At 64.0% G+C, this 25,854-nt stretch carries 25 protein-coding genes; 6 read left to right on the top strand and 19 right to left on the bottom strand.

The features are described 5' to 3' along the window. Positions 1-105 precede the first annotated feature (105 nt). The 5 genes from cuyB to AC26AR_RS06020 all read right to left on the bottom strand — a co-directional run bounded on the left by cuyB (position 106) and on the right by AC26AR_RS06020 (position 6,349). Entirely contained in the window at positions 106-1,692 is a 1,587-nt protein-coding gene (cuyB, locus tag AC26AR_RS06040; protein WP_488107729.1) for a cysteate racemase, read from the bottom strand. Positions 1,693-1,828: 136 nt separating this feature from the next. Continuing rightward, entirely contained in the window at positions 1,829-3,151 is a 1,323-nt protein-coding gene (locus AC26AR_RS06035) for a dicarboxylate/amino acid:cation symporter (RefSeq protein WP_488107728.1), read from the bottom strand. A gap of 319 nt (positions 3,152-3,470) precedes the next feature. Then, positions 3,471-4,460: an ABC transporter substrate-binding protein gene (locus AC26AR_RS06030; RefSeq protein WP_289863158.1), complete on the bottom strand. Its 990-nt coding sequence runs from the start codon at positions 4,458-4,460 to the stop codon at positions 3,471-3,473. 294 nt (positions 4,461-4,754) lie between these two features. Next, positions 4,755-5,456 carry a pseudouridine synthase gene (locus AC26AR_RS06025; protein ID WP_176502660.1) on the bottom strand — a complete coding sequence of 234 codons (702 nt, stop codon included), beginning with the start codon at positions 5,454-5,456 and terminating at the stop codon, positions 4,755-4,757. Then, positions 5,456-6,349, bottom strand: coding sequence for a nitrilase family protein (locus tag AC26AR_RS06020; protein WP_141391867.1), 894 nt, complete (start codon positions 6,347-6,349; stop codon positions 5,456-5,458). Before AC26AR_RS06020 ends, AC26AR_RS06025 begins: the two co-directional genes overlap by 1 nt. A gap of 404 nt (positions 6,350-6,753) precedes the next feature. Here AC26AR_RS06020 and AC26AR_RS06015 point away from each other — a divergent pair, with 404 nt between their 5' ends. Genes AC26AR_RS06015 through AC26AR_RS06005 form a run of 3 tightly spaced genes read left to right on the top strand, consistent with a single transcriptional unit; the run spans position 6,754 to position 9,144 of the window. Further along, positions 6,754-7,107, top strand: coding sequence for a DUF1904 family protein (locus AC26AR_RS06015; RefSeq protein ID WP_169477152.1), 354 nt, complete (start codon positions 6,754-6,756; stop codon positions 7,105-7,107). Then, positions 7,104-8,084 carry an EamA family transporter RarD gene (gene rarD / locus AC26AR_RS06010; protein ID WP_176502661.1) on the top strand — a complete coding sequence of 327 codons (981 nt, stop codon included), beginning with the start codon at positions 7,104-7,106 and terminating at the stop codon, positions 8,082-8,084. Before AC26AR_RS06015 ends, rarD begins: the two co-directional genes overlap by 4 nt. Positions 8,085-8,121: 37 nt before the next feature. After that, positions 8,122-9,144: a YihY/virulence factor BrkB family protein gene (locus AC26AR_RS06005; RefSeq protein ID WP_077372841.1), complete on the top strand. Its 1,023-nt coding sequence runs from the start codon at positions 8,122-8,124 to the stop codon at positions 9,142-9,144. Between the two features lie 223 nt (positions 9,145-9,367). On the opposite strand, the gene AC26AR_RS06000 is transcribed toward AC26AR_RS06005, so the two are convergent. Beyond that, positions 9,368-9,799 (bottom strand): OsmC family protein, encoded by a 432-nt coding sequence (locus AC26AR_RS06000; protein ID WP_077372838.1) that lies wholly within the window; start codon positions 9,797-9,799, stop codon positions 9,368-9,370. Positions 9,800-10,117: 318 nt separating this feature from the next. On the opposite strand from AC26AR_RS06000, the gene AC26AR_RS05995 reads away from it, so the two are divergent. Together AC26AR_RS05995 and AC26AR_RS05990 are read left to right on the top strand one after the other, a co-directional pair. Continuing rightward, entirely contained in the window at positions 10,118-10,558 is a 441-nt protein-coding gene (locus AC26AR_RS05995) for a hypothetical protein (protein ID WP_141391863.1), read from the top strand. A gap of 429 nt (positions 10,559-10,987) precedes the next feature. Continuing rightward, positions 10,988-12,151 (top strand): oxidoreductase, encoded by a 1,164-nt coding sequence (locus AC26AR_RS05990; protein WP_488107727.1) that lies wholly within the window; start codon positions 10,988-10,990, stop codon positions 12,149-12,151. A 71-nt stretch (positions 12,152-12,222) separates the two neighbouring features. Here AC26AR_RS05990 and AC26AR_RS05985 read toward each other — a convergent pair whose 3' ends face one another. The 9 genes from AC26AR_RS05985 to rloA3 form a co-directional block, all read right to left on the bottom strand. Then, complete coding sequence (locus AC26AR_RS05985; protein WP_488107726.1) at positions 12,223-13,398, bottom strand: NAD-dependent epimerase/dehydratase family protein; 1,176 nt, start codon at positions 13,396-13,398, stop codon at positions 12,223-12,225. Next, positions 13,395-15,350, bottom strand: coding sequence for an ArnT family glycosyltransferase (locus AC26AR_RS05980; protein WP_488107725.1), 1,956 nt, complete (start codon positions 15,348-15,350; stop codon positions 13,395-13,397). The genes AC26AR_RS05985 and AC26AR_RS05980 overlap by 4 nt, the downstream gene beginning before the upstream one ends. Continuing rightward, on the bottom strand, positions 15,347-17,140 hold the full coding sequence (locus AC26AR_RS05975; RefSeq protein ID WP_488107724.1) for an ArnT family glycosyltransferase: 1,794 nt from the start codon (positions 17,138-17,140) through the stop codon (positions 15,347-15,349). Before AC26AR_RS05975 ends, AC26AR_RS05980 begins: the two co-directional genes overlap by 4 nt. Continuing rightward, entirely contained in the window at positions 17,137-17,610 is a 474-nt protein-coding gene (locus AC26AR_RS05970; protein WP_488107723.1) for a lipid-A-disaccharide synthase N-terminal domain-containing protein, read from the bottom strand. Before AC26AR_RS05970 ends, AC26AR_RS05975 begins: the two co-directional genes overlap by 4 nt. Next, positions 17,610-18,581: a glycosyltransferase family 2 protein gene (locus AC26AR_RS05965; protein ID WP_255303021.1), complete on the bottom strand. Its 972-nt coding sequence runs from the start codon at positions 18,579-18,581 to the stop codon at positions 17,610-17,612. Before AC26AR_RS05965 ends, AC26AR_RS05970 begins: the two co-directional genes overlap by 1 nt. Positions 18,582-18,834: 253 nt before the next feature. Then, positions 18,835-20,025, bottom strand: coding sequence for a 23S rRNA (adenine(1618)-N(6))-methyltransferase RlmF (gene rlmF, locus AC26AR_RS05960; protein WP_488107722.1), 1,191 nt, complete (start codon positions 20,023-20,025; stop codon positions 18,835-18,837). A gap of 251 nt (positions 20,026-20,276) precedes the next feature. Next, a complete protein-coding gene (gene fhuF / locus AC26AR_RS05955) occupies positions 20,277-21,143 on the bottom strand; it encodes a siderophore-iron reductase FhuF (protein WP_488107721.1) in 867 nt (288 codons plus the stop codon). Between the two features lie 129 nt (positions 21,144-21,272). Further along, positions 21,273-21,656, bottom strand: a complete 384-nt coding sequence (locus AC26AR_RS05950) for a thiol-disulfide oxidoreductase DCC family protein (RefSeq protein ID WP_176493049.1) — start codon at positions 21,654-21,656, stop codon at positions 21,273-21,275. Between the two features lie 102 nt (positions 21,657-21,758). Next, the gene (rloA3, locus tag AC26AR_RS05945) at positions 21,759-22,376 is read right to left on the bottom strand and encodes a retropepsin-like aspartic peptidase RloA3 (protein WP_271302009.1); all 618 of its coding nucleotides are present in this window, start codon (positions 22,374-22,376) and stop codon (positions 21,759-21,761) included. A 312-nt stretch (positions 22,377-22,688) separates the two neighbouring features. Between rloA3 and AC26AR_RS05940 the strand changes: the two genes are divergently transcribed. Continuing rightward, entirely contained in the window at positions 22,689-23,375 is a 687-nt protein-coding gene (locus AC26AR_RS05940) for a DUF4396 domain-containing protein (RefSeq protein ID WP_488107720.1), read from the top strand. 223 nt (positions 23,376-23,598) lie between these two features. On the opposite strand, the gene AC26AR_RS05935 is transcribed toward AC26AR_RS05940, so the two are convergent. The 4 genes from AC26AR_RS05935 to tusC all read right to left on the bottom strand — a co-directional run bounded on the left by AC26AR_RS05935 (position 23,599) and on the right by tusC (position 25,849). Further along, positions 23,599-24,327, bottom strand: a complete 729-nt coding sequence (locus AC26AR_RS05935) for a YebC/PmpR family DNA-binding transcriptional regulator (protein WP_077372806.1) — start codon at positions 24,325-24,327, stop codon at positions 23,599-23,601. 210 nt (positions 24,328-24,537) lie between these two features. Then, entirely contained in the window at positions 24,538-24,891 is a 354-nt protein-coding gene (locus AC26AR_RS05930) for a TusE/DsrC/DsvC family sulfur relay protein (protein WP_077372803.1), read from the bottom strand. Positions 24,892-24,969: 78 nt separating this feature from the next. Then, positions 24,970-25,260: a sulfurtransferase complex subunit TusB gene (gene tusB, locus AC26AR_RS05925; protein ID WP_077372800.1), complete on the bottom strand. Its 291-nt coding sequence runs from the start codon at positions 25,258-25,260 to the stop codon at positions 24,970-24,972. 160 nt (positions 25,261-25,420) lie between these two features. After that, positions 25,421-25,849 carry a sulfurtransferase complex subunit TusC gene (gene tusC, locus AC26AR_RS05920; protein ID WP_284728124.1) on the bottom strand — a complete coding sequence of 143 codons (429 nt, stop codon included), beginning with the start codon at positions 25,847-25,849 and terminating at the stop codon, positions 25,421-25,423. Between the last annotated feature and the right edge of the window lie 5 nt (positions 25,850-25,854).

The raw sequence follows: 25,854 nt of genomic DNA, 5'->3' as shown, positions 1-25,854 counted from the left end.
GTCTTCCTGTCCTCTTGCATGCCCTCCTTACTTCCTTCCTTCCGCGTAGTCAGTGCTGTCTGTTTCCCTCGCTGTTTTCACAGCGCCACATTCTCCAACTCGACGTCATCGGCACGGGGTCATCGGCACGAGGTCATCGGGCTGTTGCGCCAAGGCGATGCAGCGGCGTGCCAGTATCTCCGAGGGGTCCAGCAAGGCTACGCGCTCACGCAACGCTTTCGGCAGTTCGATCAGCGGCAGCTCCGTACAGCCCAGAATGACCACCTCTGCCCCCTGGGCCAGCAGGTGCTCAATGGCGGCTTCCAGCATCAGACTGCATTCGCCTGAGGTGTGGCCCGCCTTGACGCCCTGCTGCCCGTAGATGGCGTCCATCACGCAAGCCTGATGGGAGGCGTCCGGCACCAGCGTCTCACGCCCCGAGGCCTCGAGGATGTCGTGGTAGACCCGACTGGTCACGGTGCCGCTGGTCGCGAGCAGCCCGACCCGCGCCACCGGCGTCTCCATCGCCGCGATATGGTCAACCACCGCCGTCAGCATGTTGATGATCGGGATGCCGATATAGGGCTGGATACGCGCCACGAAGGCATGCGCGGTATTGCAGGGAATCGCGATGGCATTGGCGCCATCGGCCTCCAGCCGCTGACAGGTCGCGAGCATCGGGATGCTCGGGTCTTCACCCTTGCCGATCAGATTGGCGGTGCGGTCGGGAATCTGCGGATTCTGCTCCACTACCATCTTGAGGTGGTCCTGATCGCGCTCGGCACGCGTCAGGCTGACCACCTTGCGCATGAAGTCCACCGTCGCGGCGGGTCCGACGCCGCCCAGTACGCCCAGCTTGAACTGTCGCCCTTCCTGCTCGCGATCATGTCCCAGCGCGTACTCGGCGTAGATTCGATTGGAATCCAGCAACGGCACCGGAATCAGGGGCTGCAGCGAGGCCATCATCACCGGGATCTCGCTCAGGCCCGGCACGATGATCTCGGCTCCCTGACGAATGAGATCATCGCAGGCTTCCATCAGCTGCTGCAGACATTCACCGCCATGATGGCCGCTCTTGATGCCGGTCGGGCCATAGATGGCCTCCATCAACGCCTCACGCTGCACGCGCGCCTCCGGGTAGAGCACCTCGAGCTCCGCGCCGGGCTCGGCACCTTCCGATCGGGACATGGGCTCAGAGACGGGCCCGGACAGACGGCGCGTGAAGATGCCCGAGGCGCGCACGTAACTTGAGGTCAGCACACCGATCTTGCGAACGTCGGGGTACTCGCGGCGAATGCGGTCCTGCAGTGCCTCGAAGATATCCACCACGTTCACGCTGATTTCCGGGGTGATCTCGGCCAGGAAGGTATGCGAGAGAAAGCATGGCACCAGCGCATTCTCGACCTTGCCCTGCATGTCCTTGAGCACGTTGTAGACGTAGAACTTGCGGCGCAGCGGGTCATAGCCCTCTTCCGCGATGCCGGGGCCATCCTCGAAGTGGCGTTGCTCGAAGGCGATGTCCACCCGGCGCGGGGGCTTGCAGTACTGGGCCGCACGCACGGTCTTGAGCAATACATCCGCGCTGCCCAGCGCCCCGAGCCCCCCGACCACACCGTAGCGGGTGACGGTGTCCGGCGCGTTGCGGGGCCCGCCAGCAGCGAGTCCAGCCGCAGAAAGCCGATTGACAGAAAGCCGTGTGGCAGACGCTTCCATGGCGCGATTCTCCTGACCATCTTTGACATGCCTGTCGGCCTGAGGGCGACAGGTTCCTGGGGAAGGACGACCGGCAGCGCCTCCTGGCTGCCGGTCGGTGGGAAGTGAAGTCCACTTCCCTCCATCAGCGCGACGCTCAGCTCAAGGTCGAACGCATCACGTGCGGGGTGTTGAAGACCTCTTCATCGAGTGCCTTCTCGCTCTTGGCGACCAGACAGCTGACGGCGCAGTCGCCGGCCACGTTCAGCCCGGTACGTGCCATGTCGAGCACACGGTCGATCCCGGCGATGATGGCGACCCCTTCCAGCGGCAAGCCGACGGAGGTCAGCACCAGCGACAGCATGATCAGCCCCGCCCCCGGCACGCCCGCCGTGCCGATGGAGCCCAGGGTGGCGGTCATGATGATGGTGACGTACTCGGTCATGCCCAGATCGACACCGTAGGCCTGGGCGATGAACAGCGCGCAGACACCCTGATACAGCGCGGTGCCATCCATGTTGATGGTCGCGCCCAGCGGCAGCACGAAGCTCGAGACGCTGCGCTTGACGCCCAGGTTCTGCTCGGCGGCCATCATGGTCACCGGCAGGGTGCCGGAGCTTGAGGTGCTGGTGAAGGCGAGCATGATCGGCTCGACACTGCCCTGGAAATACCGCACGGGATTGAGGTGCGCGACGAAGCGCAGCAGGCCGCCATACACCACCACGGCGTGCACGATGCAGCCCAGATAGACGATGGCGATCACCTTGGCCAGCGGCGCGAGCATCGCCAGCCCGTAGGTCCCGGCGACCCAGGCCATCAGCGCGAAGACACCGTAGGGCGTGAAGGCGATGACGATGCTGGTCATTCGATAGATGATTTCCGCCGCGGACTCGAAGAACACGCGCACCGGACGCGCCTTCTCCCCAACCAGCGTGATGGAGAGGCCGAACAGGATCGCGAAGACGATGATCTGCAGCACATTACCCTCGGCGAAGGCCTCGACGGCATTGGTCGGCACCAGGCCAAGCAATGTCTCGACGGCAGTCGGCGCTTCCCGCACCTCGACACCGGCGGCGCTGCCCAGGTCGATACCCACGCCCGGCTGGAAGAGAGCCGCCAGCCCCAGGCCGATGGTGATCGCCACCGCCGTCATGCCTAGATACAGCCCTAGTGTCTTGAGGCTCAGACGCCCCAGGCGGGAAAGGTTGTCGAGCGATGCCACGCCGGTGACCAGCGAGACGAAGACCAGCGGCACGATCAGCATCTTGATCGCGCGGATGAACAGATCCCCCAGCGGTTTGATGTCGGCGGCGATATCGGCGCGGCCGGTCTGGTTGAGCAGGATGCCCAACCCAAGGCCCAGCACCAGTGCAATGAAGATCTGTTTCCAGAGCGGCAAGCCTGTCCACGGGGACAGCAAGCGCGCGACGGGACCGGGGGTGCGCGAATCGCGCTCGGCGAACGAATCAGTATCAGCCATGAGGCAAACCCTGCTTGTCATTGTTGTTTGCTGCGCGTTGAGGCGACGCAGAATGCGGGGTCATGGTGATACAGCGCGAACAGGTCCGACCAATTCTTTATTTTGATTTTCCATGCAAGATTTGCATGACGATGCTGCGATGGGGCTCGACGGGCAGTGAGAAGGTGCCAGAAACGCAAGAACCCCGCTCCAGGAGCGGGGTTCTGATCAGACATTGCCGGCGGCAACAGGCACGCAGACTGTGTCATCCAGTGTCGCCGAGTTTCAAGACCGAGTGTTCAGCCGTGCAGGCGGAAGTGACAGGTTCGGAATCGACACGTCAGGCGTCCGGTAGGCCAAGCGCTTTCTGCACGGCAGGCCAGGCGGGTTCGCCATCTCGAGTGGTCACGCCTTCCAGCCAGCCCTTGACCTTGGCAGGATTGGCCTTCATCCAGGTGCCAGCCACCTCTTCCTGCGGGCGCTCTTCCTTGCCAAAGCCATAGATCAGCTCGCTCTGCTCCTCGGAGGTGAAGGCGATCTGATCCAGAAAGACGGTGGCGTTGGGATGCGCTTCGGACCATTTCTTGTTGGCTAGCGTCTTCACGTCACTGGCGCCGCCACCCGGGCCCCACAGGTCCTTGGGGTCCTCCAGGAAGACCATGTCGTATTCGACTCCCATCCAGTGCGGGGTCCAGCCGACGAACATGACCCACTCATCGCGCTTGATGGCATTGGCCACCGTCCCCAGCATGCCGGCGGTGGAGGATTCCTTGAGGTCCCAGTCACCCAGGCCATAGATGTCTTCGTCGACGGCACGGTTGGCGATCTCGCTGGAGCCCGAGCCGATCTCGATGGAGTAGATGGTCTTGTCGAACTTGTCGGCGAATTCCGGCTTGTCGACATCGTTCAGTGAGGTGACGCCGGCTTCGGCCACATAACGCGGTACGGCGAAATTGGCTCGCGCGCCGTTCACGTTGTTGCCCAGATCGACCATGGCGCCTTTTTCCATCGCCGCGTTGTACATGGTGCTCTGCCCCGGCAGCCAGGCGGCCAGATAGACATCCACTTCCCCGAGCGAGATGCCTTCATAGGTGATCTGCGCGCCCAGCTGACGCGTGGTGGGGGAATAACCCAGCGCCTCGAAGATCTCGGAGGCGATTTCGGTCTTCATGGTCACGCCCGGCCACGGCGGCGCCGCGAATACCACACTGGCATCTTCCGCGGCGCTTGCCGGTGCCGAGAGGGTCGCCAGCAGCAGGCCACTGCCCGCCAGCGCCATGCGCAGCGGCAGGGGTTTCATCAGGTGGGACTTGGTGAAGGGGGACGACATAGTGGATTTTCCTCGTTGTTGTTATGGAGACGCCATTGTCATAAAAATACTGGAAACAAGCGTTTGATTGAAGACGATCTCAGTATAAATTTCACTTCTGCAAAACGCGCTTCCCGCAAAGAATTCACAATACGAGCAGACAACGCTTACCTTAAGCGCGATCGTTGGATCGATACAAGGCTCGGCGGCCAACGACGCACATGAAAAAGCCCCCGCCATTGAGGAAAAATGACGGGAGCTTTTTCATGACGATATGGCGCTGATGATCAGACGCTGACAATCAGACGCTGACAATCAGAAGCTGGCGACCTCTTCCGGACGCAGGAAGCGACATTCGCCGGGTTCCAGCTCCGGGTCCAGCTCCACGTCGCCGATGGCTTCACGGTGCAGGGCTTCGACATGATTGCCGATGGCCGCGAACATGCGCTTGACCTGGTGATAGCGGCCTTCGGTGATCCACAGCAGACCCACGGTGGCCGTTTCCATCTCCAGGCGTGCCGGACGCGTCGGCTTCTCTTCGCCATCCAGCATCAGGCCGTGTTCGAAATCTTCCACGGCACGCGCCAGCTCATCCCCTTCCAGCGGGCGCGCCAGGGTCACGCGATAACGCTTGGCACAGGCTTTCTTGGGTGAGGTGACGCGGTGGTTCCACTGGCCGTCATCCGTCATCAACACCAGACCAGTGGTGTCGACATCGAGACGCCCGACGATGCTCAGGCGCTCGACATTGGGCAACTCGATCAGGTCGTGCGCGCGCTCGTACAGGCCCGGCTTGGTGGTGCATTCGACATTGGCCGGCTTGTGGAGCATCAGATAGCGCAGGCCCATCAGTTCCAGGTGCTCGCCGTTCCATTCGACGCGCATGCCATCCTTGACGGCACGCGCGGTGTTCTTGACTACCTCACCATCCACGGTGACATCGCCGCGATGCACGACCTTCTTGGCATCGCTGCGGCTGAGATCCGTGGTTTCGGTAAGGAATTTGTCCAGGCGCATCAGGCCTCCAGAGTGAAATGATCGGCGTCCATCCACGCCGGAAACTTGGTTCGAAACTCGTCGAGGGCGCCGCGTTCAAGCGTCACCGTCTCGATGAAGGGCTGGTCTGGCGCGGGGTCGAGGATGGGCTCTCCCTTGAAATCGCAGACCATGGAATCGCCGGTATAGTGCAGCCCGTTGGCATCGTCACCCACTCGGTTGACGCCCACCACATAGGCCAGATTCTCGATGGCGCGTGCCTGAAGCAGGGTGCGCCACGGGTGACGCCGCACGCCCGGCCAATTGGCCACGCACAGCAGCAGGTCATATTCGAAGGCGCTGCCGGTGGCACACTCCGCCGCGCTCATGCCGCCAATCACGGGGCGTTGACGCAGCCAGGTCGGGAAGCGCAGGTCATAGCAGACGGACAGCTGGATCCGGAAGCCGTTGAGCTCGACGATCACCCGCTCATTGCCCATGCCATAACGCTCATGCTCGCCTGCCATGCGAAACAGATGGCGCTTGTCGTAATGTCTCAGCTCACCACTCGGCGTGGCCCACAGCATGCGGTTGTAGCACTCGTCTCCCTCGAGTACCGCAATGCTGCCCGTCATCACGCAACCGCGCGCGACAGCCTGCGCCTTGAGCCAGGCGACACTCTCGCTGGTCTCCATCGGCTCGGCCATCTCACGGGAATTCATGGTGAAGCCGGTGGCGAACATCTCGGGCAGCACGATGAGGTCGGTCAGGGCATTGTGGCCGTCAGGGCCGGTCGTCAGGCCAGCGGCGTCCAGCTGCTCGCCCAGCAGGCGACAGTTCTCTGCCGGGTCTTCCCAGCGCAGATCGGCCTGCACCAGGCTGACACGCAACTTGCCTGCGTCTTCCCACGTTGCTGATGGATTCGTCACTGTCATGCCGTCTCCCTGATCCTCGGTCATCTTGCCCTCATGCCGCCCTCCCGGGACACGCCTTGCGGGTGATGGAGGGTGTGAGGCCTGCATGCCATCGCGAGCATGAATGCGCCCATTCTACCGTCTGTGGCGCTCAGATGTGAGAGGCAATGCGGGAACTGGCCGACAACTCCGCGCGGCTCAGCCAGCGGATGTGTGCATGAGTCGCCGATGATATATTGACCATCGATATGCTGCCGCGGCCTGAAGGCGCGACGCAGGACATCGCTTCCCCTTATGCTGATGTTGCGCGGGGCTTGATGCCGGCTCCGTCAGCGCCGGCTGATGAAGCCCGGCGCATGGACCTCGGTCCGCCTGTCGACCACGCGCGCTGTCACCCCCACTCATTCGTGCTCCAGGAGCCCTGCATGCCTCAGCTTCGCTTCCATGGCGTTACCCCCGCCCGTCTCGCCCCCGTCTCGCGCACGCTTGTCGACCAGCTCAGTGAGGCCACGGCGACGCCGCGCGATGAGTTCACGCTGGAGTGCATCAGCACGCAATATGTCTTCGACGGCCAGACGGTGGATGCCTTTCCCTTCGTCGAGGTGCTGTGGTTCGAACGCGGCCAGCAGGTCCGAGACGTCTGTGGCGAGGCCATCCACCAAGCAATGCGCGAAGCCGGCTACCCCGAGGCCGAGACCTTCTTCCTCGCGCTGAGCCCCTCGGGCTACTACATCGCGGGCAAGCCACTGGCTCAGGATGGCGAGAGTGACTCGCGATGAGCCAGGCGCAGAGCACGCCCGAGAGCGATGAAGCGGCAGCCCTGGCCCGTCGCGAAGGCCTCAAGGGGGTCGGCTACGGCCTGACGGCCTATGCCATGTGGGGCTGCTTTCCGCTGTACTTCGCGCTGTTTTCCGGCATCCCCGCCTGGGAGGTGTTGCTGCACCGCATTCTGTGGAGCTGCGTGTTTCTCATCCTCCTGATCAGCCTGCTCAAGCGCTGGTCACCGATTCGCAGCGCATTGTCCAGGCCACGGCAACTATGGCCGGGGCTGGCGTGCGCCTTGTTGATCGCGGCCAACTGGGGGATCTACATCTTCGCGGTGGAGCAGCATGAAGTGCTGCAGGCAAGCCTCGGCTACTTCCTGACGCCATTGGTCAACGTGGCACTGGGCATGCTGGTGCTCAAGGAACGCCTGACTCGCCTGCAGGGCGTGGCGCTGGGGCTGGCGGCGCTGGGCCTGAGCCTGCAGTTTCTCAATCTCTCCGAGCTGCCCTGGATCACCCTTTCGCTGGCGCTGTCCTTCGGCACCTACGGGCTGCTGCGCAAGCGTGTCGCGCTGGATGGCCTATCGGGGCTGTTCGTCGAGACGCTGATGCTGGCGCCCCTCGCCCTGCTGTTGATCGCGGGTCTGTGGCAGACAGGCGAGTCACGCTTTCTGGCCACGGGCATCGGCCCGCTGGAGCTGCCCGCCAGCGTGCTGCTGATGTCCAGCGGTATCCTGACGGCGCTACCGCTGCTGGCCTTTGCCGGCGCGGCACGCCGCCTGCGCCTCGCCACCGTCGGCTTTCTGATGTACATCAACCCGAGCATGCAGTTCGCCATCGCGTTGCTGGTATTCCACGAGACCTTGCAGCCCTCGATGCTGCTCACCTTCGTGTTGATCTGGTCAGGGCTGGCGCTCTATTCGACCTCGACCCTGCTGGCACATCGCGCCGAAAGCCGCAGCCGACGGGCACTCAAGGGCGGCACCTCGTGACGCCTTGCCAGCCCACCGACACTCCAGGAGGCCATTGATGCCGGACACGGCTGACGATACCTGGCGCGCGCGACTGCTGCGCTTTCTCCCCCGCCTGATCGCCTTCGCCTGGCGGGTGCTGGGCCAGTTCATCGCCAATCGTGGCGTACTGCTGGCGGGGGGTGTGGGCTACAACATCCTGCTCTCCAGCGTGCCGTTGTTCGCCCTGAGCTGCGTATTGCTGACGCACCTGGTCGATGAGTCACGTCTGATGAGCATCATCGCCATCCAGGTCCAGCATCTGGGACCCGGGCAGGAAGACGTGCTGCTGGATGCCGTGCGCAAGCTGCTGGACAACCGTGACGTGATCAGCTGGATCGGGATGGGGGGCTTGCTGTTCTTCGCCGGGCTGGCCTTTCGCATGCTGGAGGATGCCATCGCGCTGATCTTTCATCAGCACCCGGTGATTCGCAAACGCAGTGCCTGGATCTCGGCCCTGCTGCCCTATGCCTTCGTGATGGTGCTGGGGGCCGGCCTGCTGGCACTGACCCTGCTGGTGGCACTGGCCTCGGCGATGAATGATGCCCTGACCCTGCTGACGGGTATCGAGGTGACCCTCGGCGAAGCGGGCAGTGAAGTGATCTACCTGATCAGCATCGTCGGCATGTTCGGGCTGTTCAGCGCCATCTACAAGATCCTGCCCCAGACACGCGTCTCCACTCGCCGTGCACTGGTCGGCGGGCTGGTCGCGGCGACCCTGTGGGAGCTGACACGTCTGGCGCTGAGCTGGTACTTCACTCACCTGTCCTTCGTGGGCGCCATCTATGGCTCGCTGGCCACCTTGATCGTGTTGCTGCTGGGCCTGGAGGTTGGCGCCATCATCCTGCTGCTTGGCGCTCAGGTGATCGCGGAACTCGAGCAATGCTCACGCGAGAACATCCGCTGGTACCGCACGCCCAGCCGCACCCCTCTGACGCGTCTGCAATCCCGTCGCAACGCCATGCAACATGCCGGGGCGATCAGCGAAGAGGAACTGCCACCCGATGAGCCAGATGACGCGAAAAGGCCCGACGAACGCTGACCGGAATGGAAGCGGATGGAGAAATGGAAAGAGAGATAGAGAGATAGAGAGATAGAGTGTTAGGAAAAAGAGAGAGAAAAAAAGAAATAGAAAAAAGAGAGATACCACGCAAAAAACCGCCCCTCAGGACGGTTTTTTCATTGGCGCCCCCCCCTGCTGAGGGGATGCGCCTTCACGCGACAGCTGCCTCACCCGAAAGAGCCGAGGGCAGCTGGCGAGCGTCTCAGCTGTCGAGAGACGCCTCAAGGGTGATCTCGGCAGTGAACAGCTTGGAGATCGGGCAGCCGGCCTTGGCCTTCTCGGCGGTCGCCTGGAAGTCCGCGTCACTGATACCCGGCACCTTGGCCTTGGTCACCAGCGCGATCCTGGTGACGCTGAAACCGCTGTCATCCTTGTCCAGATGCACGGTCGCGCGGGTATCGATGGCGCTCGGCTCATGGCCTGCCTCTCCCAGCATCATCGACAGCGCCATGGAGAAGCAGCTGGCATGCGCTGCGCCGATCAGCTCTTCAGGATTGGTACCCGCGCCGTCTTCGAAGCGCGTATTGAAACCATAGGGCTGATCCTTGAGGGCACCGCTTTCACTGCTGACGGTACCTTTACCCTGCTTGACGCTACCTTCCCAATGCGCGGAACCGGTTTTCTTGATCGTCATGCGTGTCTCCTTGACTGGGTGAACTCTCAGGGGGCCGTTGCCCTCTCCCCATCACATTGTCATGCCAGGCGACGACTTCAAGGGTCCGACACCAGATAACCGCCCTGACCATCGGATACGCCAGCCACCTCACCTGCCAGCGATGCCGGAACGTCAGCGAGAGTTGATTTCTCGTCATCTGCCCCGATCTCTCTTCCATCAGCGTCCAGTACAGCGCAACGTCTGGATGTCTCTTGCATAACGAGCAAGCACTCATTGACTTGCTCACGGAATGGCCTGGCCCATGCTCCACGCCGTTTCCCCAAAGGAGCACTCGACATGTCATTCACGACCCCTTCGCCCTTCCGAGCAGGCACTTCACGCAAGACGCGCTACGGTGTCGGCATCGCCGCCGTGATGCTGGGCTGCCTGAGCCTGTCCCCGGCCTATGCCTTCGACGAGATGAATACCGAGACGGGAGTCAGTGGTGCCGCTGCCTCCCAGCACTCCTCGAACGGCGAGCCGACCACCAGCCACTCCACGCGTACCGCTGATGATTCCCGCGACAATGGGGCGAACTACCAGCAGCACCAGCAGCCCGAGGCCAGCCAGCAATCCAAGGATGAGGCCAAGCGTCAGGTACAGAAGAGCCTCGACGGCGGAGATATCGGAAGCCAGGGGGGACGACATGCCAATACTGGCCAGGCCAAGCCGACCGAGAACTGGTTCGGCTGCCCACCCTCCGGCGGCAAGCAGACTGCCCAATGTGACGGCAAGTGATCGCCCGGACTGAGCCCTCGCGCTAGACACGATTCCCGCGGATGAAACAGGCCCGCAACCCTTGGTTGCGGGCCTGTTTCGTTGCATGCACATGCGTGGGTGCAGGGCATGTGCATGGAAAGCAGTACACCGTTGCCACAATATGCAGCAACCGTGAATTGATTAAGAAAATCCCTTTATATTCAGGCAATTACGCAATCAAGTTGTCGAAACGACAACACTCTCCTTCCAGTGATCCCGCTTGTGACACCCAACCTCGGCAGGCACGATATATCGCATACAGATGATCCGTCGATCATCCCTCAAGGCCACTGCACGGCGTCTGCATGACGCCAGCACTGCATCGATTTCCGTCTTGTTCAGTACGCAGTCAGTGCAGGTCCCACGACCGGATACGACAGCGGAGTCATCTCCGCAGGAGAGTTACGCATGACAGACACCAAGACACTGTTCACCGCCCACACGCTTGGCGAGCTTGAGCTTCGCAATCGCCTGGTGCTCGCGCCGATGACCCGTACCAGCGCCCAGGAGGATGGCCTGGTCCACTTCGACATGGTCGATTACTACCGCGATTTCGCGCGCGGCGATTTCTCGTTGTTGGTCACCGAGGGCCTGTACACCGATGAGGCCTTCAGCCAGGGCTACGCCAACCAGCCGGGACTGGCCACTCAGGCCCAGCAGGACAGCTGGCGCCCGGTGGTCGAGGCCGTGCATCAACAAGGCGGCCGACTCATCGCCCAGTTGATGCATGCCGGCGCCCAGACTCAGCACAACCGCTTCAAGGATGAGGTGGTCGCACCCTCAGAGAGCCGGGCCAGTGGCGAGATGCTCAGCTTCTACGGCGGCTCCGGCCCCTTCCCGCTGGCTCGCGAGATCAGCGAATCGGAGATTCACGAGGCCATCGCCGGCTTTGCCACCAGTGCTCGCCTGGCCAGGGAAGCTGGCTTTGACGGGGTCGAGCTGCACGGTGCCAACGGCTACCTGATCCACCAGTTCATCAGTGAGCGCTTCAACCAGCGCGACGATGCCTGGGGCGGCGATGCCACTGCCCGGCTGGCCTTCCCGCTCGCGGTGATCCGCAGTGTGCGTGAGGCCGTCGGCGACGACTTCCCACTCGGCATGCGGCTGTCGCAGGGCACCGTGACCGAGCCGGACCTCAGCTGGGCCGGTGGACCTGACGCGGCTCGTGCGCGCTTCTCGCACCTGATCGAGGCTGGCCTGGACTTCCTGCACCTGACGGGGGGTGATGTCGCCGCGCCCGCCTTCCCCGAGGCAGCGAATGCTGACGAGCGCTCGCTGAGCCTGACGGCGCTGGCCGACCAATCGCGCAAGGCACTGGAGTTAGACATCACGCTGATCACCAATGGCGGCGTGGACAGCTCCGAGAAGGCAGTGGCGGCGCTTGAGCACGCCGACCTGGTCGCGATCGGGCGTTCGGCACTGGCCAATCACGACTGGCCCAAGCGCGTGAAACGCGACACCTGCCTGACGCCCTTCGACTTCGCGATGCTGTCTCCATTGGCCACCCTGGCCAACGAGGAAGACTGGCGCATCGCCAACGACAAGCCGGCCAACTGCGAAGGTCGCTGCTGATGTCGGCAGACTGAAGCAGGACGCAGCGGGCCCCGCCACTCAGTGGCGGGGCCCGCTGCGTTGGAAACCCGTCAAGCCTTGAAGGGCGCTTCTGCACTGAAGGCCAGCCCCGCCGATGCCGGCGGTCTGATGCTCGTCATGCCGCGCAAGGTGCTCAAGTGCTGGGCCGTCATTCCCCTCGCGGCTTCCGACGCCTCGTGCTCTCGCTCATCCTGCGTCTCGCTCAGCAGCGACGGATAGTGCCGCGCCCACTCGGCCAGCTCCTCAAGCCCCGTGGCAAGACTGACCACTGGCCGAAAGCCGGTCAGCGCCTGGAGTGCCGAGGTGTCAGCCCAGGTGCGCTCGACATCGCCCGGCTGCATCGGCAGCAGACGTCTGCGGGCCGTGATGCACAGCGCCGCTTCCAGTCCGTTGATGAAGTCTCCCAGCGCGATGGGCTCGCCACGGCCGAGATTGAGCACCCGTGACGGTGCCGCGCTGGACACCTGAGCGGGTGGCAGCGGCATGAGACGGAAGATGCCCTCCACGATGTCACTGACATGGGTGAAGTCACGTGCCATCTGCCCCCGGTTGTAGACATCGATCACCTCACCGGCCAGCAGCTTGCGCGCGAATCGCAGCGGCGCCATGTCCGGTCGGCCGCGCGCGCCATAGACGGTGAAGAAACGCAGCCCCGTCACCGGCACGCCATAGAGGTGCGAGTAACTGTAGGCCATCAGCTCATTGGCTCGCTTGGTGGCGGCATACAGCGACAGCGGCCGCTCCCCTACCTGGGCTTCCTGCAGAGGCTGAGCGGCGTCATCCCCGTAGACGGAGCTGCTGGAGGCGTAGAGCAGATGACTCGGACGCGCGGCACGGCACGCCTCGAGAAGGTTGACGAAGCCGACCAGATTGCTGTCGACGTAATCGAAGGGCTGGCTGATGGAATGCCGCACCCCGGCCTGGGCGGCCAGGTTGACGACCACCTCGAAACCCTCGTCCTTCATCAAGGCGAGCAACGCCTCGCGCTCGACCAGATCCAGCGGCACGAAGCGGAAACTGCCCGGCCGGCGGCCATCGCCGCACTCTCCCGCACACTGGCTGGCCAACGTCTCGAGGCGCGCCAGACGATGCCTCTTCAGCGCCAGCGGATAATAGGGATTGAGGTTGTCGAGTCCGACGACCTGCATGCCTTCCTGCAAAAGGCGCTCGCACAGCGCGGCGCCGATGAAGCCTGCGGCTCCCGTGACCAGAATCTTCATGCTCATTGTCTCTCCTGCGCGGACATGTCCCGCTTTGATGACGCGGACGGCAAGCCGCCCAACGCCGCTGCGGGAATCGTCATCACTCGATGGCGTCCCTGATGGAAGATCCGTGAGGTATCCGCCTTGCCATCCGCTGCCGCCTGACACCAGTCGCGCATGCCGGCCAGCGGGCCTTGCGTGCCTGGCAGACGCAGACACTTCTCCGCCTCGATCACCAGCCAGCCATCCGGATGCGCCGCCTGCCAGGCGCTAAGCGACCCCGCATCCCGCGTGAGCGTCTCCAGTGGCCGGGGCAGACGGCCGATGAATTGCCAGGTCGCTTGATAGTCCCAGCCGACGACAGCCACCTGCTGGCCAGCCTGCTGTCGGCCATTGATCCATTGCGCGATGGTGGTCTGATCCAGATGCGGCCACAGCGGGCGCAATGTCAGGCTCAACAGACAGGTCACCAGCAACACGCTGCCCAGCACCAGGCGGCGCTGCGCATTCAGGACACCGTCGTGGCGGGCCTGCACACCCGACACCTGACGCGCACTGATTGCCCCTGATGTCGCGCTGGACGGCCACAGGCCTGACATCAATGCCAGCAAGCCTGCGCCAGCCAGGAAACTCGACAGGCTGGCACCGCTTGAGGCCACCAGTGCAGAGTCCGCCGACCATCGTGCAAGGCCTGTCGGCGCCAGTGACGGCATCACGATGACCGCCAGTGCCAGACTGGCAACGCCCAGTCCACCGCTTGTCATCGCCAGCAGCCGCAGCGCCCCATGAGCCGGTGGCTGTCGAAGCGCCGCCCAGGCCAGCAACAGGCTCAGCGGCACCAGCAGCGGCATCAGGTAATGCACCTGCTTGCCGGAGATGAGCGAGAAGATCAGCAGGCCACTCAGCGCCCAGACGCGTCCCAGCCTCAGCAATGGCTGCTCGGCCGTCGGCCGCTGGGCAATCGAGGCCAGAAACCCTTCCAGCAGCAGACGCGGGCGCAGGCTGAACGGGAAGATCAACACCACAAGCCATGGCAGATACCACCACAGCGGCCGCGCATGATCCTGCGCGGAGACGACCCGATGCGCCGTCTGCCCCCACAGCAGGTCCTCCACGTAGCTGGCCGGCCCGGTGATGACGGCGGGCAGCAACCACACGCACAGCACCACGAGACCCAGCAGCAGACTCATTCCCCAGCCGCGCCACTCGCCGGCCCAGACCTGGCGGGCCTTCGCCTGAGTCCACCAGGGGCGCGAGCCGACCACCACAGCAAACCACAACAGCGCCACCGGCCCCTTGGCCAGCAGGGCAAGCCCCAGCCACAGCCCACTCTCCGCCACCGCCTTCCAAGGCAAGGGCTGAGCCCCCAGCGGCGAACACCAGGGCCGCAGCGCCCCCAGCAGACAGGTGGTCAGCAGTACATCGAACATCAAGGCCTGGCTGTAGAGCATCCACATCAGGCAACCGGCGAGCGTCCAGCGGGTCAGAGAGACCCACTGCTCACGCATCTGCCATTCATCGCCCTCCCCCGCGGCCACCGGCCACAGGGTGCGAGCGATGCGTCCCAGCTGCCAGATCCCCAGCAGACTGACCAGCGGCACCAGCACTTTCGGCCAGACTTCATTGACCCCGAAGACCGCCCAGCCAGCGTGGATCAACCAGAACAACAGCACCGGCTTGTCCGCGTAGGGAGCGCCATTCATGCTCGAGACGAACCAGTGACCGGAATGCCACATCTCCCACGCCACCGAGACATAGCGGGTTTCATCGATGGGCAGATAGGGTCGCGCCAGCGCTCCTGCCATCAGCAGGGTCAGCCACAGTGCCCAGCACAGCCGCTCGCTGGCACACAGGTTGGCGCCTGAGCTGACGGCGCTTTTGGCCAGCGCCATCGCCTTGCGCCAGCGGCCAGCCCGGGTGGCGGGCTCCGTCTCGCTGCGCTTGATCACACGTGAGCGGGGTGTCTGACGTTTCATGGGCGGGCCTCCGTCATCACGTCATGGCGCCCGGGGAGACCGATCAACCGCGCCGCCTCATCGGAGACCGAGGTCGGCGCCAGATACATCGGCGCGGCATCGGCATCGCCGCGACACGCCAGCGCCGCTCCTCCGGGCAGCAGGGCCCAATGTTCATCCGGTTCACTCAGCGTGATGGCCTGCGTTGCCTCCAGGCAGGCATGCCGCTTGAGCATCCCGGGAGTCATCAGGGCCCAGCGATGCTGCGGCGCCGCTTGCAGCCAGGCATACAGCCGCGAGAACTGGTCCGCCTCCGACGTCTTGTAGCCGAAGTGCCATAGCGGCTGGCGCGCCTGCAGGAGGTACTGCTCCCGGAAGTCAGGGATCGCCAGCGCCTGGTGATCACTTTGCTCGGCGACCTGAGCCATCAGTGCCGCCGGATTGCGCACCGGGTCCATCAGTCGCGCGCCCCAGGTCCCCCACAGGACCCAGAAGACCACCAGCCAGCTGCCCAGCGCGAGCAGGCCACCGCGCGGTTTCCACCACGCGCACAGCGCCACGCCAGCCCCACCCAGAAGCCCCCACCATCCCCAGGGCACCAGGCCTTCCTGCTCGGCAAGCCTCGTCAATGCCGGAAGTCCAGCGGACCCCAGCAGTGCCGCGCCCAGAAAGATGCCGGCAAGTCCCGCGCACAGCGCGAAGGCCAGCCAGGCGACATGCCGCTTTCTGGACAGGCCGGGCAACAAGGGCGCCAGGCCGACCACCAGCAGCGGCAGCGCCGGCAGGAGGTAGACGCCCCGCTTGCCGGGGGACAGCGAGAAGAACACCACGATCAAGACCGCACCGCTCAACGGCAGCCAGACGCGTAGATCACGACGCCACAAGCGGGTGGCGAGAGCCTTCGGCCACCAGGGCAGCGTCAACAGCAGCGGCATCCACGCCCAGGGAATCACCTGGGTCAGGAAGTAGTGCCAGGGCTTGAGGTGGTGCCAGCTGTCGGCGTAGCGCTCGGCGGTCTGCTTGAGCAGGAGGTTGTCGCGATAGGCTGCCAGCTCCGGGTCGGCAGAGAGCAGCGACATCACCAGCATCGGCCCGACCCAGGCCAGTGGTGCTGCCAGCAACCAGCAGAGCCCGATCAACAGCTCACGCCAGGACAGCTGACCGGCACGCTGGCCACCGCTGCGCCAGCGCGACGCTCGGCGCATGGCCAGCAGCCAGAACGGCAACATCAGGAGCGGCAGGAAGCCGACTCCCTTGGTGATGATGCCCAGCCCCATCGCGAAACAGCCAAGATGGAAGTAGCGCACACCATCATCGAGCAGTGCATGGCGCAGCATCCCCCAGCAGCCAAGCATGATGAAGGCGGTGACCAGCATGTCGATCTGCGCGGTACGTGCCTGCAGCACGAACTGCAGCGTGGCGATCAGCCACAGGCCGGCGATGAAGGCGACGCGCTTCCCGTGCAGGCGACGGATCAGGTCCACGCTCACCGCCAGCGTCACCACCCCGGCGACCAGCGACGGCAAGGCGAAGCCGATGCGAATGTCGCCACTCACGCCGGTGGCCAGGCCACTGAGCCACATGAAGATCGGCGGCTTGTCGGGATACAGCTCTCCCCCGCGATGCGGCAGCCACCAGTGGCCGGTGACCCACATCTCGAGACCGTTGAGCGCGAAGCGTGGCTCATCCGCCGGCCAGGGCATGCGCATGCCGAGCCCGATGGCCGACACCAGCAGATACAGCAGCGCAAGGCTCCACCAGGGGTGACGGGCGAGGCGTTGATAGAGACGGGCTTGAAGCATCGTCGTCATGCGCACGATGCCTTGTGCCGAGCGCTTAGTGCCTCGAGTCGCGCCACCTCATGGGTGAGCCGGGCATTCTCCTCCGCGAGTCGAGCGTGCTCGGCCCGCAGCCGACTGTCGCCTGCCGCGAGGGGTGAGCCCTCCGGCTCGCGGGCCTTTGAGGAAGCGGTGGGCTTCTCGACGCTCGGTGCATCGTCACTGGCCGCCTGCTGGCGTGAGGCGCGGTCCCGCTTGATCAGGCTCAGATTGCGCAGATAGATGAGGAGTCCGGCCCCCTGGCCGGCGATGAACACCGGGTCCTGGCGGTGGATGGCATACGCCAGCAAGGTCATGCCGCCTGCCAGCGAGAACCACCAGAAGGCGCGCGGCACGATGGAACGACGCGCCTTCTCGCTGGCCAGCCACTGGATGATGAAGCGCGCCGAGAACAGCGCCTGACCACCGAAGCCGATGGCCACCCACCACGGATTGACATCCATCAGTGTGCTCCCCGCGCCACGCCGGCGTGAGGTGTGGCGATGCCAGAGAGATCGACCGCCCCAGCCGCCCTGCCGGTATCGATCCCCGACATGTCTCTGGCGGCATGCTCACCGACTTCCGATACATCACGGTTTCTGCAGGCGGGATGGAGCGCGACCTCCAGCGGCGACAGCGTCTCACTGACGGCATTGCCGGAGAGATTCTGCAGCGGCGAGGGCAGGCGCGAGCGACGTACCAGCCACATCACGCCGATGATGTCGCTGATGCCGACCCACAACCGATCGAAGAAGCCGTACTTGGAAACCCCGGCGACACGCTCACGATGGCGTACCGGCAAGGACTGCACCTTGCCGCCCTGGGCCCGCACCAGCGCAGGCAGGAAACGGTGCATGTGATCGAAATACGGCAGACGCAGGAAGACGTCACGACGTGTGACCTTGATGCCGCAGCCGGTGTCCGGCGTATCGTCATGCAGCAGCGCCTGGCGGATGGCATTGGCCAGCCGCGAGGACACGCGCTTGACGGCGTCATCGCGGCGTTCGGTGCGATGCCCCGCCACCATGTCCAGTCCCTCGAGACTGGCCAGTGACAGCATGTCCGGCAGGTCTGCCGGGTCGTTCTGGCCATCGCCATCCAGGGTCGCCAGCCATTCGCCACGCGCCAGGCGTGCGGCCTGCCACAAAGAGGTGCTCTGCCCGAAACTGGTGTCATGGTGATAGGGACGCAGACGCGAATCTTCCAGGGCTGCCTGCGTGAGCCAACGCCAGCTGTCATCGCTGGAGCCATCATCGACCACGATGATCTCGTAACGCCGACCGGCGAGTGCCGCATGCACCTCGGCGATCAGCTTCGGCAGGTTGTCTCGCTCATCACGCCCGGGTATCAGCACCGAAATTCCCTCGCTTGAGGAATCCTCCTGAGCTGACACATGCGGTGAGCTGGGGGTGGGCATTGCGGTTGAGGACGGCATGGAACGGCTCCTGGCGAGGATGGGGCGGAGGACATGACGGCCAGTTGCCGGTGCCCCTGTTGATCTGGGCAGGCAGGCCGCGCGTTGCAGCAGAGACTGCGCGCGAACCATTAAGACAGCATTAAGTGAGGCTCAGATGACACCCGCCAATGCAGAAAGCCCCCGTCGCGCGGGGCGACGAGGGCTTCCTCAAGGGTCCATGATGCTGCCGGAGACGGTGCTGCAAAGGCCTCGGCGAGAGCCGGCGTCAAGGTCAGTCGTGATTCTGCCAGTGGTCCCGCCCCCACTGCCGGCGCTCGGCGGGCGTCAAGAATGACCAGACCACACAGCGACTGATCTTCTGTCCCTGGGACATCTCGATCACCCGCACCTCGCTGGCACCGCTTGCCGCCAATGCCTGCTTGATCCCCGGCAGACTGCTGGCATGCGCCACCAGCGAGCTGAACCACAGACAGCGCGATGCCACGTCACGACTCTCGCTGACCATGCGCGTCACGAAGGCTTCCTCTCCTCCCGGGCACCAGAGTTCGGCCGCCTGACCTGCGAAATTCAGCGCGGGTGCCGACTGGGCGCTGTGTCGGCGAGACCTGCCGACCCTGGATCTGTCGTCACCAGCCCGCTCCTGGCGAGTCCTGCCCTTGCGCGAGGCATTGCCGCGCTGCTGGCGCGACTTGTCCAGCCCCCGCCATTTGCGCTGCGCCTCACGCGCCATGTCAGCTTCGCTGGCATGGAATGGTGGATTGCACAGCACCAGATCGAAGCGTTCCGCCTGACCCCAGAGCCCGGCGAAGAGCGCACGCCGATCCCGTTGCAGACGCAGCTCGATCTGACCACGCAGCACCACATTGGCCATCACGTTGCGGTGGGCCGATTCCAGCGCCGTGGCGCTGATGTCACTGCCGACCATCTGCCAGCCGAAGCTGCGATTGGCCAGCAACGGATAGATGACATTCGCACCGACACCGACATCCAGCGCCCTGACTCGCTCCCCCGGGGGCAACTGCCCCCGCCCGTTGGCCTCGACCAGCAGGTCCGCCAGATAGTGCAGATAGTCGGCCCGGCCGGGAATCGGCGGACATAGATAGCCCGCGGGAATGTCCCAGTCGCTCACCCCGTAGTGATGACGGAGCAAGGCGCGATTGAGGGCCTTGACGGCCATCGGGTCCGAGAAATCGATCGAGGCGTTGCCGCCCGGTGTCGTGATGAGAAAGGCCGCCAGTTCCGGGCTGACTCGAGTCAGCGCCGACATGTCATAACGCCCCCGGTGGGGATTGCGCGGGTGCAGCTCTCCCTTGCGGGCCGGCATCACCTTGACGGGCGCCGCGTTGGAGGTGGCGGGCTTCCCTCGGGAGGCCGGCTGCCGCCTGGCGGGCGAATCGTGTCGGGAAGAGGCATCGGGCTTGGACGGGGAAGCACCGCGTGGGCGGCGCGAAGAGGAGGACATGACGACATACCAGGCAATGACGGGGCCCGCCATCTTACCAGAGGGCGCAGCGACAGGCGGCTGCCCTCGGGCAACTTTGCCCACCGCAGACCTCCTGTGCTTGGAAAACACGCATGGGAGGACGTCCACGGCGAGAACTCACCACCATCCGGCGGGAGCCGCGAGAGCTGCGAGAGCCACAAGTGCGATAAGCGAAGGCCCGCCAGACGAGGCGCGGCTCAGCCATGGCTTTGCTCAACCAGGGTCACTGCTCAACCAAGGTCACTGCCGATCAGTGCCCCACGCGCGTTGGCACGCTGGTCGACTCGGCGCGCCTGGGCACTGCGTGCCGTGGGACGCTCGATGGCCAGCGGGCAATTGCTGCAATAGCCAAGGCATTCGATACGGTAACGCACGCAGCATACCTTGCGGGGCACATGCCGTTCGCCATGGCGGTCCATCACCTCGCTGACCGGCTGATACAACGGATTGCGCCGCCCGTCCGCCAGCACCCTGGTCGCCATCAGCTGGCGTGCCGGCGCGGCCTGCGCGACCCACCCCTGCTCCTCCAGCATGCCGACGATGTACACGAAGTAATGTGCCGCGTTGCTCCAGAAGACCTTGGGGCCCAGCGGGGTATGCGGCACGAGGCGCTCAATGACGGCCTCGAGATGCGCCAGATAGCCCTGGAAGCGCACCTGCAGCCGCGCCTCCTCCTCTGCCGCCGCGATATCCGCCGTGAGGCTGACGCCCTGACCTGCCGCGTCATCGAGTATCAGCTGGGTGACCACACCATGCTCGCCAAGGCGCAGCGAGAGATGGCGCAGCTCCAGCGGCAGTTGATGGTCGAGCAGCAGATTGGCCGCCAGTGGCAGCGATACCATCGAGGACAACAGGTACTTGGACCACTGGGAAAGCAGTGCCCGCTCATCCGGTGCCTCCGCGCCCTGCTGCCCCTCGTACTGCATGCCATGTGCGGCGATGCAGGCCGAAAGCCAGCCGGGGCTGAGCACATCACGTGCCGGCACGACACGGTCCAGCGATGACTCGCCACCTGCCTGCGCCTGAGCGCTGGTAGTGATCAGGTCCCGATAGGCAACCATCGGACCGGCAAAGAGCGGGGAAAGCGCGTCGATCATCGGTAGGCTCGCAGACATGAGGAGACGGACGGTGCCTCACATACTAACGAAAACTATTAGCATTTGCATATCAAAAAAGCGTGATGGACCTCAGGCGTGTCTTCCCTCTCTCGCCAAGCCTGCCGCCCGTCAGAGCCTGCCATCCCGGCATAGCCGACGCCTGACCCAGGCATCATAGAGACGGGTCAAGGTCGGCTCGACCAGCGGACGAGTGATCAACCACCCCAGCCAGGCAAGGCCGGGGAGACGGGCCAGCAGCAGACGGTACGCCGGCATGCCATCGCAGATCCGCTCATCGGCCGTCTCGACATGCAATGACAGCAGCGCGCGCTGCAGGGGGATGCCCCGCGCGGCGAGACGCTCGGCATGCTCCGTCGCATCCCACCACTCGACGCCAGCATCGTGGCGCGACAGTCGCTCATAGCGTGCACGCTCACGCCGACATACGGGACAGCGTGCATCGTAGTAGACCTTGAGGGCCGCCCGAGATGGCGGCCGGGCGGAATCCGACATGCTCTGACTCTCCGGGAGATGAATGTCAGCGTCTGGCCATCAGGGCTGCTGATCAGAGCTGGTGATCAGGGCTGGTGATCGGGGCTGGCGCAGGGCCACGGCTCAGGAAGCCGCGCCGATCCGCTCGGAATACTGCTTGTCTTCATAGCGATGCAGCGGCGCATCCTCGCCACAGTCCGGCGTGGTCTGGAAGGTCTTGCGCACGTCGAGCACGCCCAGGCTCTGGATGGTGCGTCGCCCCAGCAGTACCGGGTAATTCATGCCATCACGATCCCGCAGACTGAACTGCTCCTCGTAACGTTCGCCCCCCATGCACAGGGTCATCAGGACCACCGGGCGCGTATCACGTCCGCCGGCGCCGGAGACGGTCAGGTCACGATAGAGCGGGCGCTCGAAGGAATTCTCGACCATGTCGCCGCTGGCCTCATCCTCGACCTCCACGTCAAAGCGCACCCATTCCTCGTCGTCACGCGTGAACGTCTCGATGTTCTCGGCGTGCATCGAGGACGTCAGCGCGCCGCTGTCCAGCTTGGCCTTGACCAGCACACCCCAGGGCTCGATGGTCGCCTTCTCCACCCAGCCGAAGACCTTGTCCTCCTCGGCCTGAGCCGCCGTTGGCAATGCCAGCGAGGCGATCAGCCCGAGCCCGGCAGCCCCGGCAAATTGACGGGTGACGCGCGAAAGAGAACGTGAAAGAAAGGTAGCAGCGTGTCTCGACATCGTGACTCCTGATTAAAGGTGGCGACATTGCCAGCGCAACGTCCAACATCTTTCACCATGGAGGTTTGCACCAAGGTTAACAAGCCATGAGAGCACCACATGACATGTCATCGCGCCGCTACGTTGCGTTTGTGCTCCCTTGATCTCGCGCGCCTTATCCATCAGGTATCACTGAGTGCCCGGGCATTGCCTCGCTGAGATCGCCTCGCTGAGATCGCCTCGCTGAGATCAGCGCCATGTCATCACTGCAGGAACACCGGTGCCGGGCCATCGCGCCATCCCATCAGAATGCCCGATACGACAGGAGGTCCCATGCAATCCGCGCTACGTGATCTACTTTCCGACTGGAGCCTGTTTCTCGGCTGGTTACTGCTCATGCTGCCGTCACTGGTCTGGGTCCTGCGTGACCTGACGACCAGCAATGCCCATCTGGCGCCGATGATGAAGTGGGTCTGGGGGCTGACCACGCTGTACTCCGGAATAGTGGGCCTTCTCGTCTATCGCTTTGCCGGGCGCCGCCAGATCGCGGACAACCGTGATGCACGCAAGGGACTGAGAAGCGTCGCGCACTGCTATTCGGGCTGTGGACTCGGGGAGTTCGTGGGGGTTGTGCTGACGGTGGGTCTGCTGGCACTGGGCAACTTCGCGACGGCGATCATCACCTTCCTCTTCGCCTACCTGTTCGGCTTCCTGCTGACCGTCGGCCCGATGCTTCAGGCCGGCAGCGATGACAAGCGCAAGGTCATCCAGGATGCGTTCAGAAGCGAGACCGCCTCGATCTTCGTCATGGAGCTGGTGGCCATCTCGGTCGACCTGTGGCTGGGAGGCAGATCAGGCATGCATGACGCCCTGTTCTGGAATTCGATGGTCATCTCGCTGAGCCTTGGCCTGCTCGCCGCCTGGCCCGTCAATGTCTGGCTGGTGAAGCGTGGCATCAAGGGAGGCATGGCCGACCCACGCGAGACGGACCCGCATGCCCAGCATCACGCGCACTGCTGAGCCAGTCGCCGTGATGGTGGCTTGGTCTGCACTGCCCTCACGCTTTCCTCGTGCTGCTCTTGCGACGATCTCGCCTCGCTTTCTTGAACGTACCGCTTCCTTGAACGTACCGCCTTCTTGAAAGAGCAGACAGGAAAAGGCCCCGCCGGGGAAACCGGCGGGGCCTTGCGGGCTATCGTCTCAATGGCTCATGCCACGGGACCTGCCTTGATGCACAGCTCGATCAGACGAACTCGCCATTGTGATGGACCTGCTGCACGTCTTCGCAATCGTCCAGCATCTCGAGCATCTTGTTGAGCAGCTCGGCGTCGTCACCGCTGACCTCGGTGTGGATCTGCGGGATGAAGCTGATCTCGTCGACTTCGAAATCAAGGTCTTCCCCGAAGAGATCGGTCAGTGCGCCCTTGGCCTTGAAGTGCTCGGTGGTCGGCGTCAACACGGTGATGATGCCGTCATCCAGCTCGATGTCGCTGACATCGACGTCAGCTTCCATCAGTGCCTCGAGCACCTTCTCCTCGTCGTCTTCCGCACCCTTGAAGGACAGGATGGCGCGGTGATCGAACATGTGCGAGACCGAACCCTGGGCGCCCAGCTTGCCCTTGCCCTTGTTGAAGCAGGTACGCACTTCACCGAAGGTACGGTTGTTGTTGTCGGTCAGGCAATCGACGATGACCATGACATTGCCCGGACCGAAACCTTCATAGCGGGCCAGCGCGAAATCTTCACCGCCGGCGCCCTTGGCCTTGTCGATGGCCTTGTCGATGACGTGAGTCGGCACCTGATCCTTCTTGGCCTTCTCGATCAGACGACGCAGGCTCAGGTTACCGTTGGGGTCGACACCACCGCTCTTGGCCGAGACGTAGATCTCGCGTCCGTAGCGTGAATATACGCGCGCCTTGTTGAGTGAAGTACGCGCCATTGACTCTTTACGGTTCTGGAATGCTCTTCCCATGCAAGTCGACTCTTGTCCGCCTGAATTCAAATGCCCTTGCGATCGTGTCGCGGGACCTGATGCACCGCCGCCACCTGGCCGCGATGCATTGCTGCAGGGAATAGTAACGCAGACCGCGCTCTGCGTCGCCATCGCGCCGCCCTGCTCGGCGCGGACTTGAGGGTTGTGTGCATGTGCCCGGCGCGATTGTCGGCGCGGCAAGGCACTGCCTCACAGGCAGTTGGTCGGCTTGGGCAGTCCTGCCAGGCGCGCGCCCACCTTGGGAGGACTGTCAGGAAACAGGCGCATCAGATGCAGCGAGCGCCCCTTTTCCGGCCCGAAGCGCTGGGTCATCGCCTTGGTCAGCGGCCGCATGGCCGGGGAAAGCGAGAAACGCTGATAGAAATCCCGCAATACCTCGATGACCTCCCAGTGTTCGGGGGTCAACTCACGGCCTTCTTCCGCCGCCAGCCGCTCGGCAAGCGCAGGGCTCCAGTCCTCGAGATCCACCAGATACCCCTCGGCATCCAGACCGATCTCACGTCCGTCGAGAGAAAGCGTACGTACCGTTTCACTGCTGGCCATTGCTCATCCTGATGTTTCGTTCCACTCAAGAAATGACATGCGACATGCCTGTCCGGCTGGTGTGACACCTCGCGCCGCTCAGAACCAGGAGATCGTCTTGTCCGCGGCCTCGGTCAGCGCGACGAAGCCATCCACGTCCACCACGATCACGCTCGCGCTGCAACGGCCCGACAGGCCACGTGACTCGAGATCCTCACGCAAGGCGAACAGACGCCCCTCCAGGCCGACGAAATAGTGCTCCGCGCCAGCCAATGCGCCGTTGACACCATCCTCGATCAGCAGCAGCTGGTCCTCGGGCCCCATGGCATTGAGCGCATCATCCAGAGTGCGACTGGAAAATGGCGAGCGATTGAGAAGATGAAGATTCATGCAATTATCCAGTCAAGGGAGGCAGGAGTGCGCGGGACAGAGACGCGCCTGCGAAAGGCGTGAGCCGCACGCCCGCCAGTGCGATCTTGCGCCCGAAGCGAGAGCGCGAGGGTGATGATGGCGGAGCATACCAGCCGCACGCCCGAGCGTCAGGCAGGCCTCAGAAGCTCAAGACCCGCGAGAAGGCGCCGGTCAGCGCCACGATATCGTCGTGCTCCATCAGGGTCACCGGCAACAAGGCGATATCCTCGACGCTCAGGCCCCGTGCGCGCAGGGCGGCGGCATCCACATAACAGCGCTGGACATCGTACATGTCCAGCGCTGCCAGGAGATTGTCACTGCCCTTCTGCCCCAGCGCGCCCGGTTGCTGGCCTTCCATCAGGGCCAATACGCCATCCCCACTGAACAGCAACCCGACCTCGCGCCCGAAGGCCGCCGCGACCATCGCCGCCTCCAGCCCCTCGCGCAGCCAGCTGCTGCCATGCGGCGCGTGACGCAACAGGATCAACAGATCGCCCGGCGCGAGGTCATCGCTCACCTGCCCATGGTCGGCAGCGTGCGTCGCTGTCTGTGACATCGCATCACTCATGGTGC

The sequence above is a fragment of the Cobetia sp. PS-4MA genome (genome assembly GCF_057670765.1).
Note: the sequence above shows the minus strand (reverse complement) of the source record. Positions and strands in the feature narration are given on the sequence as shown.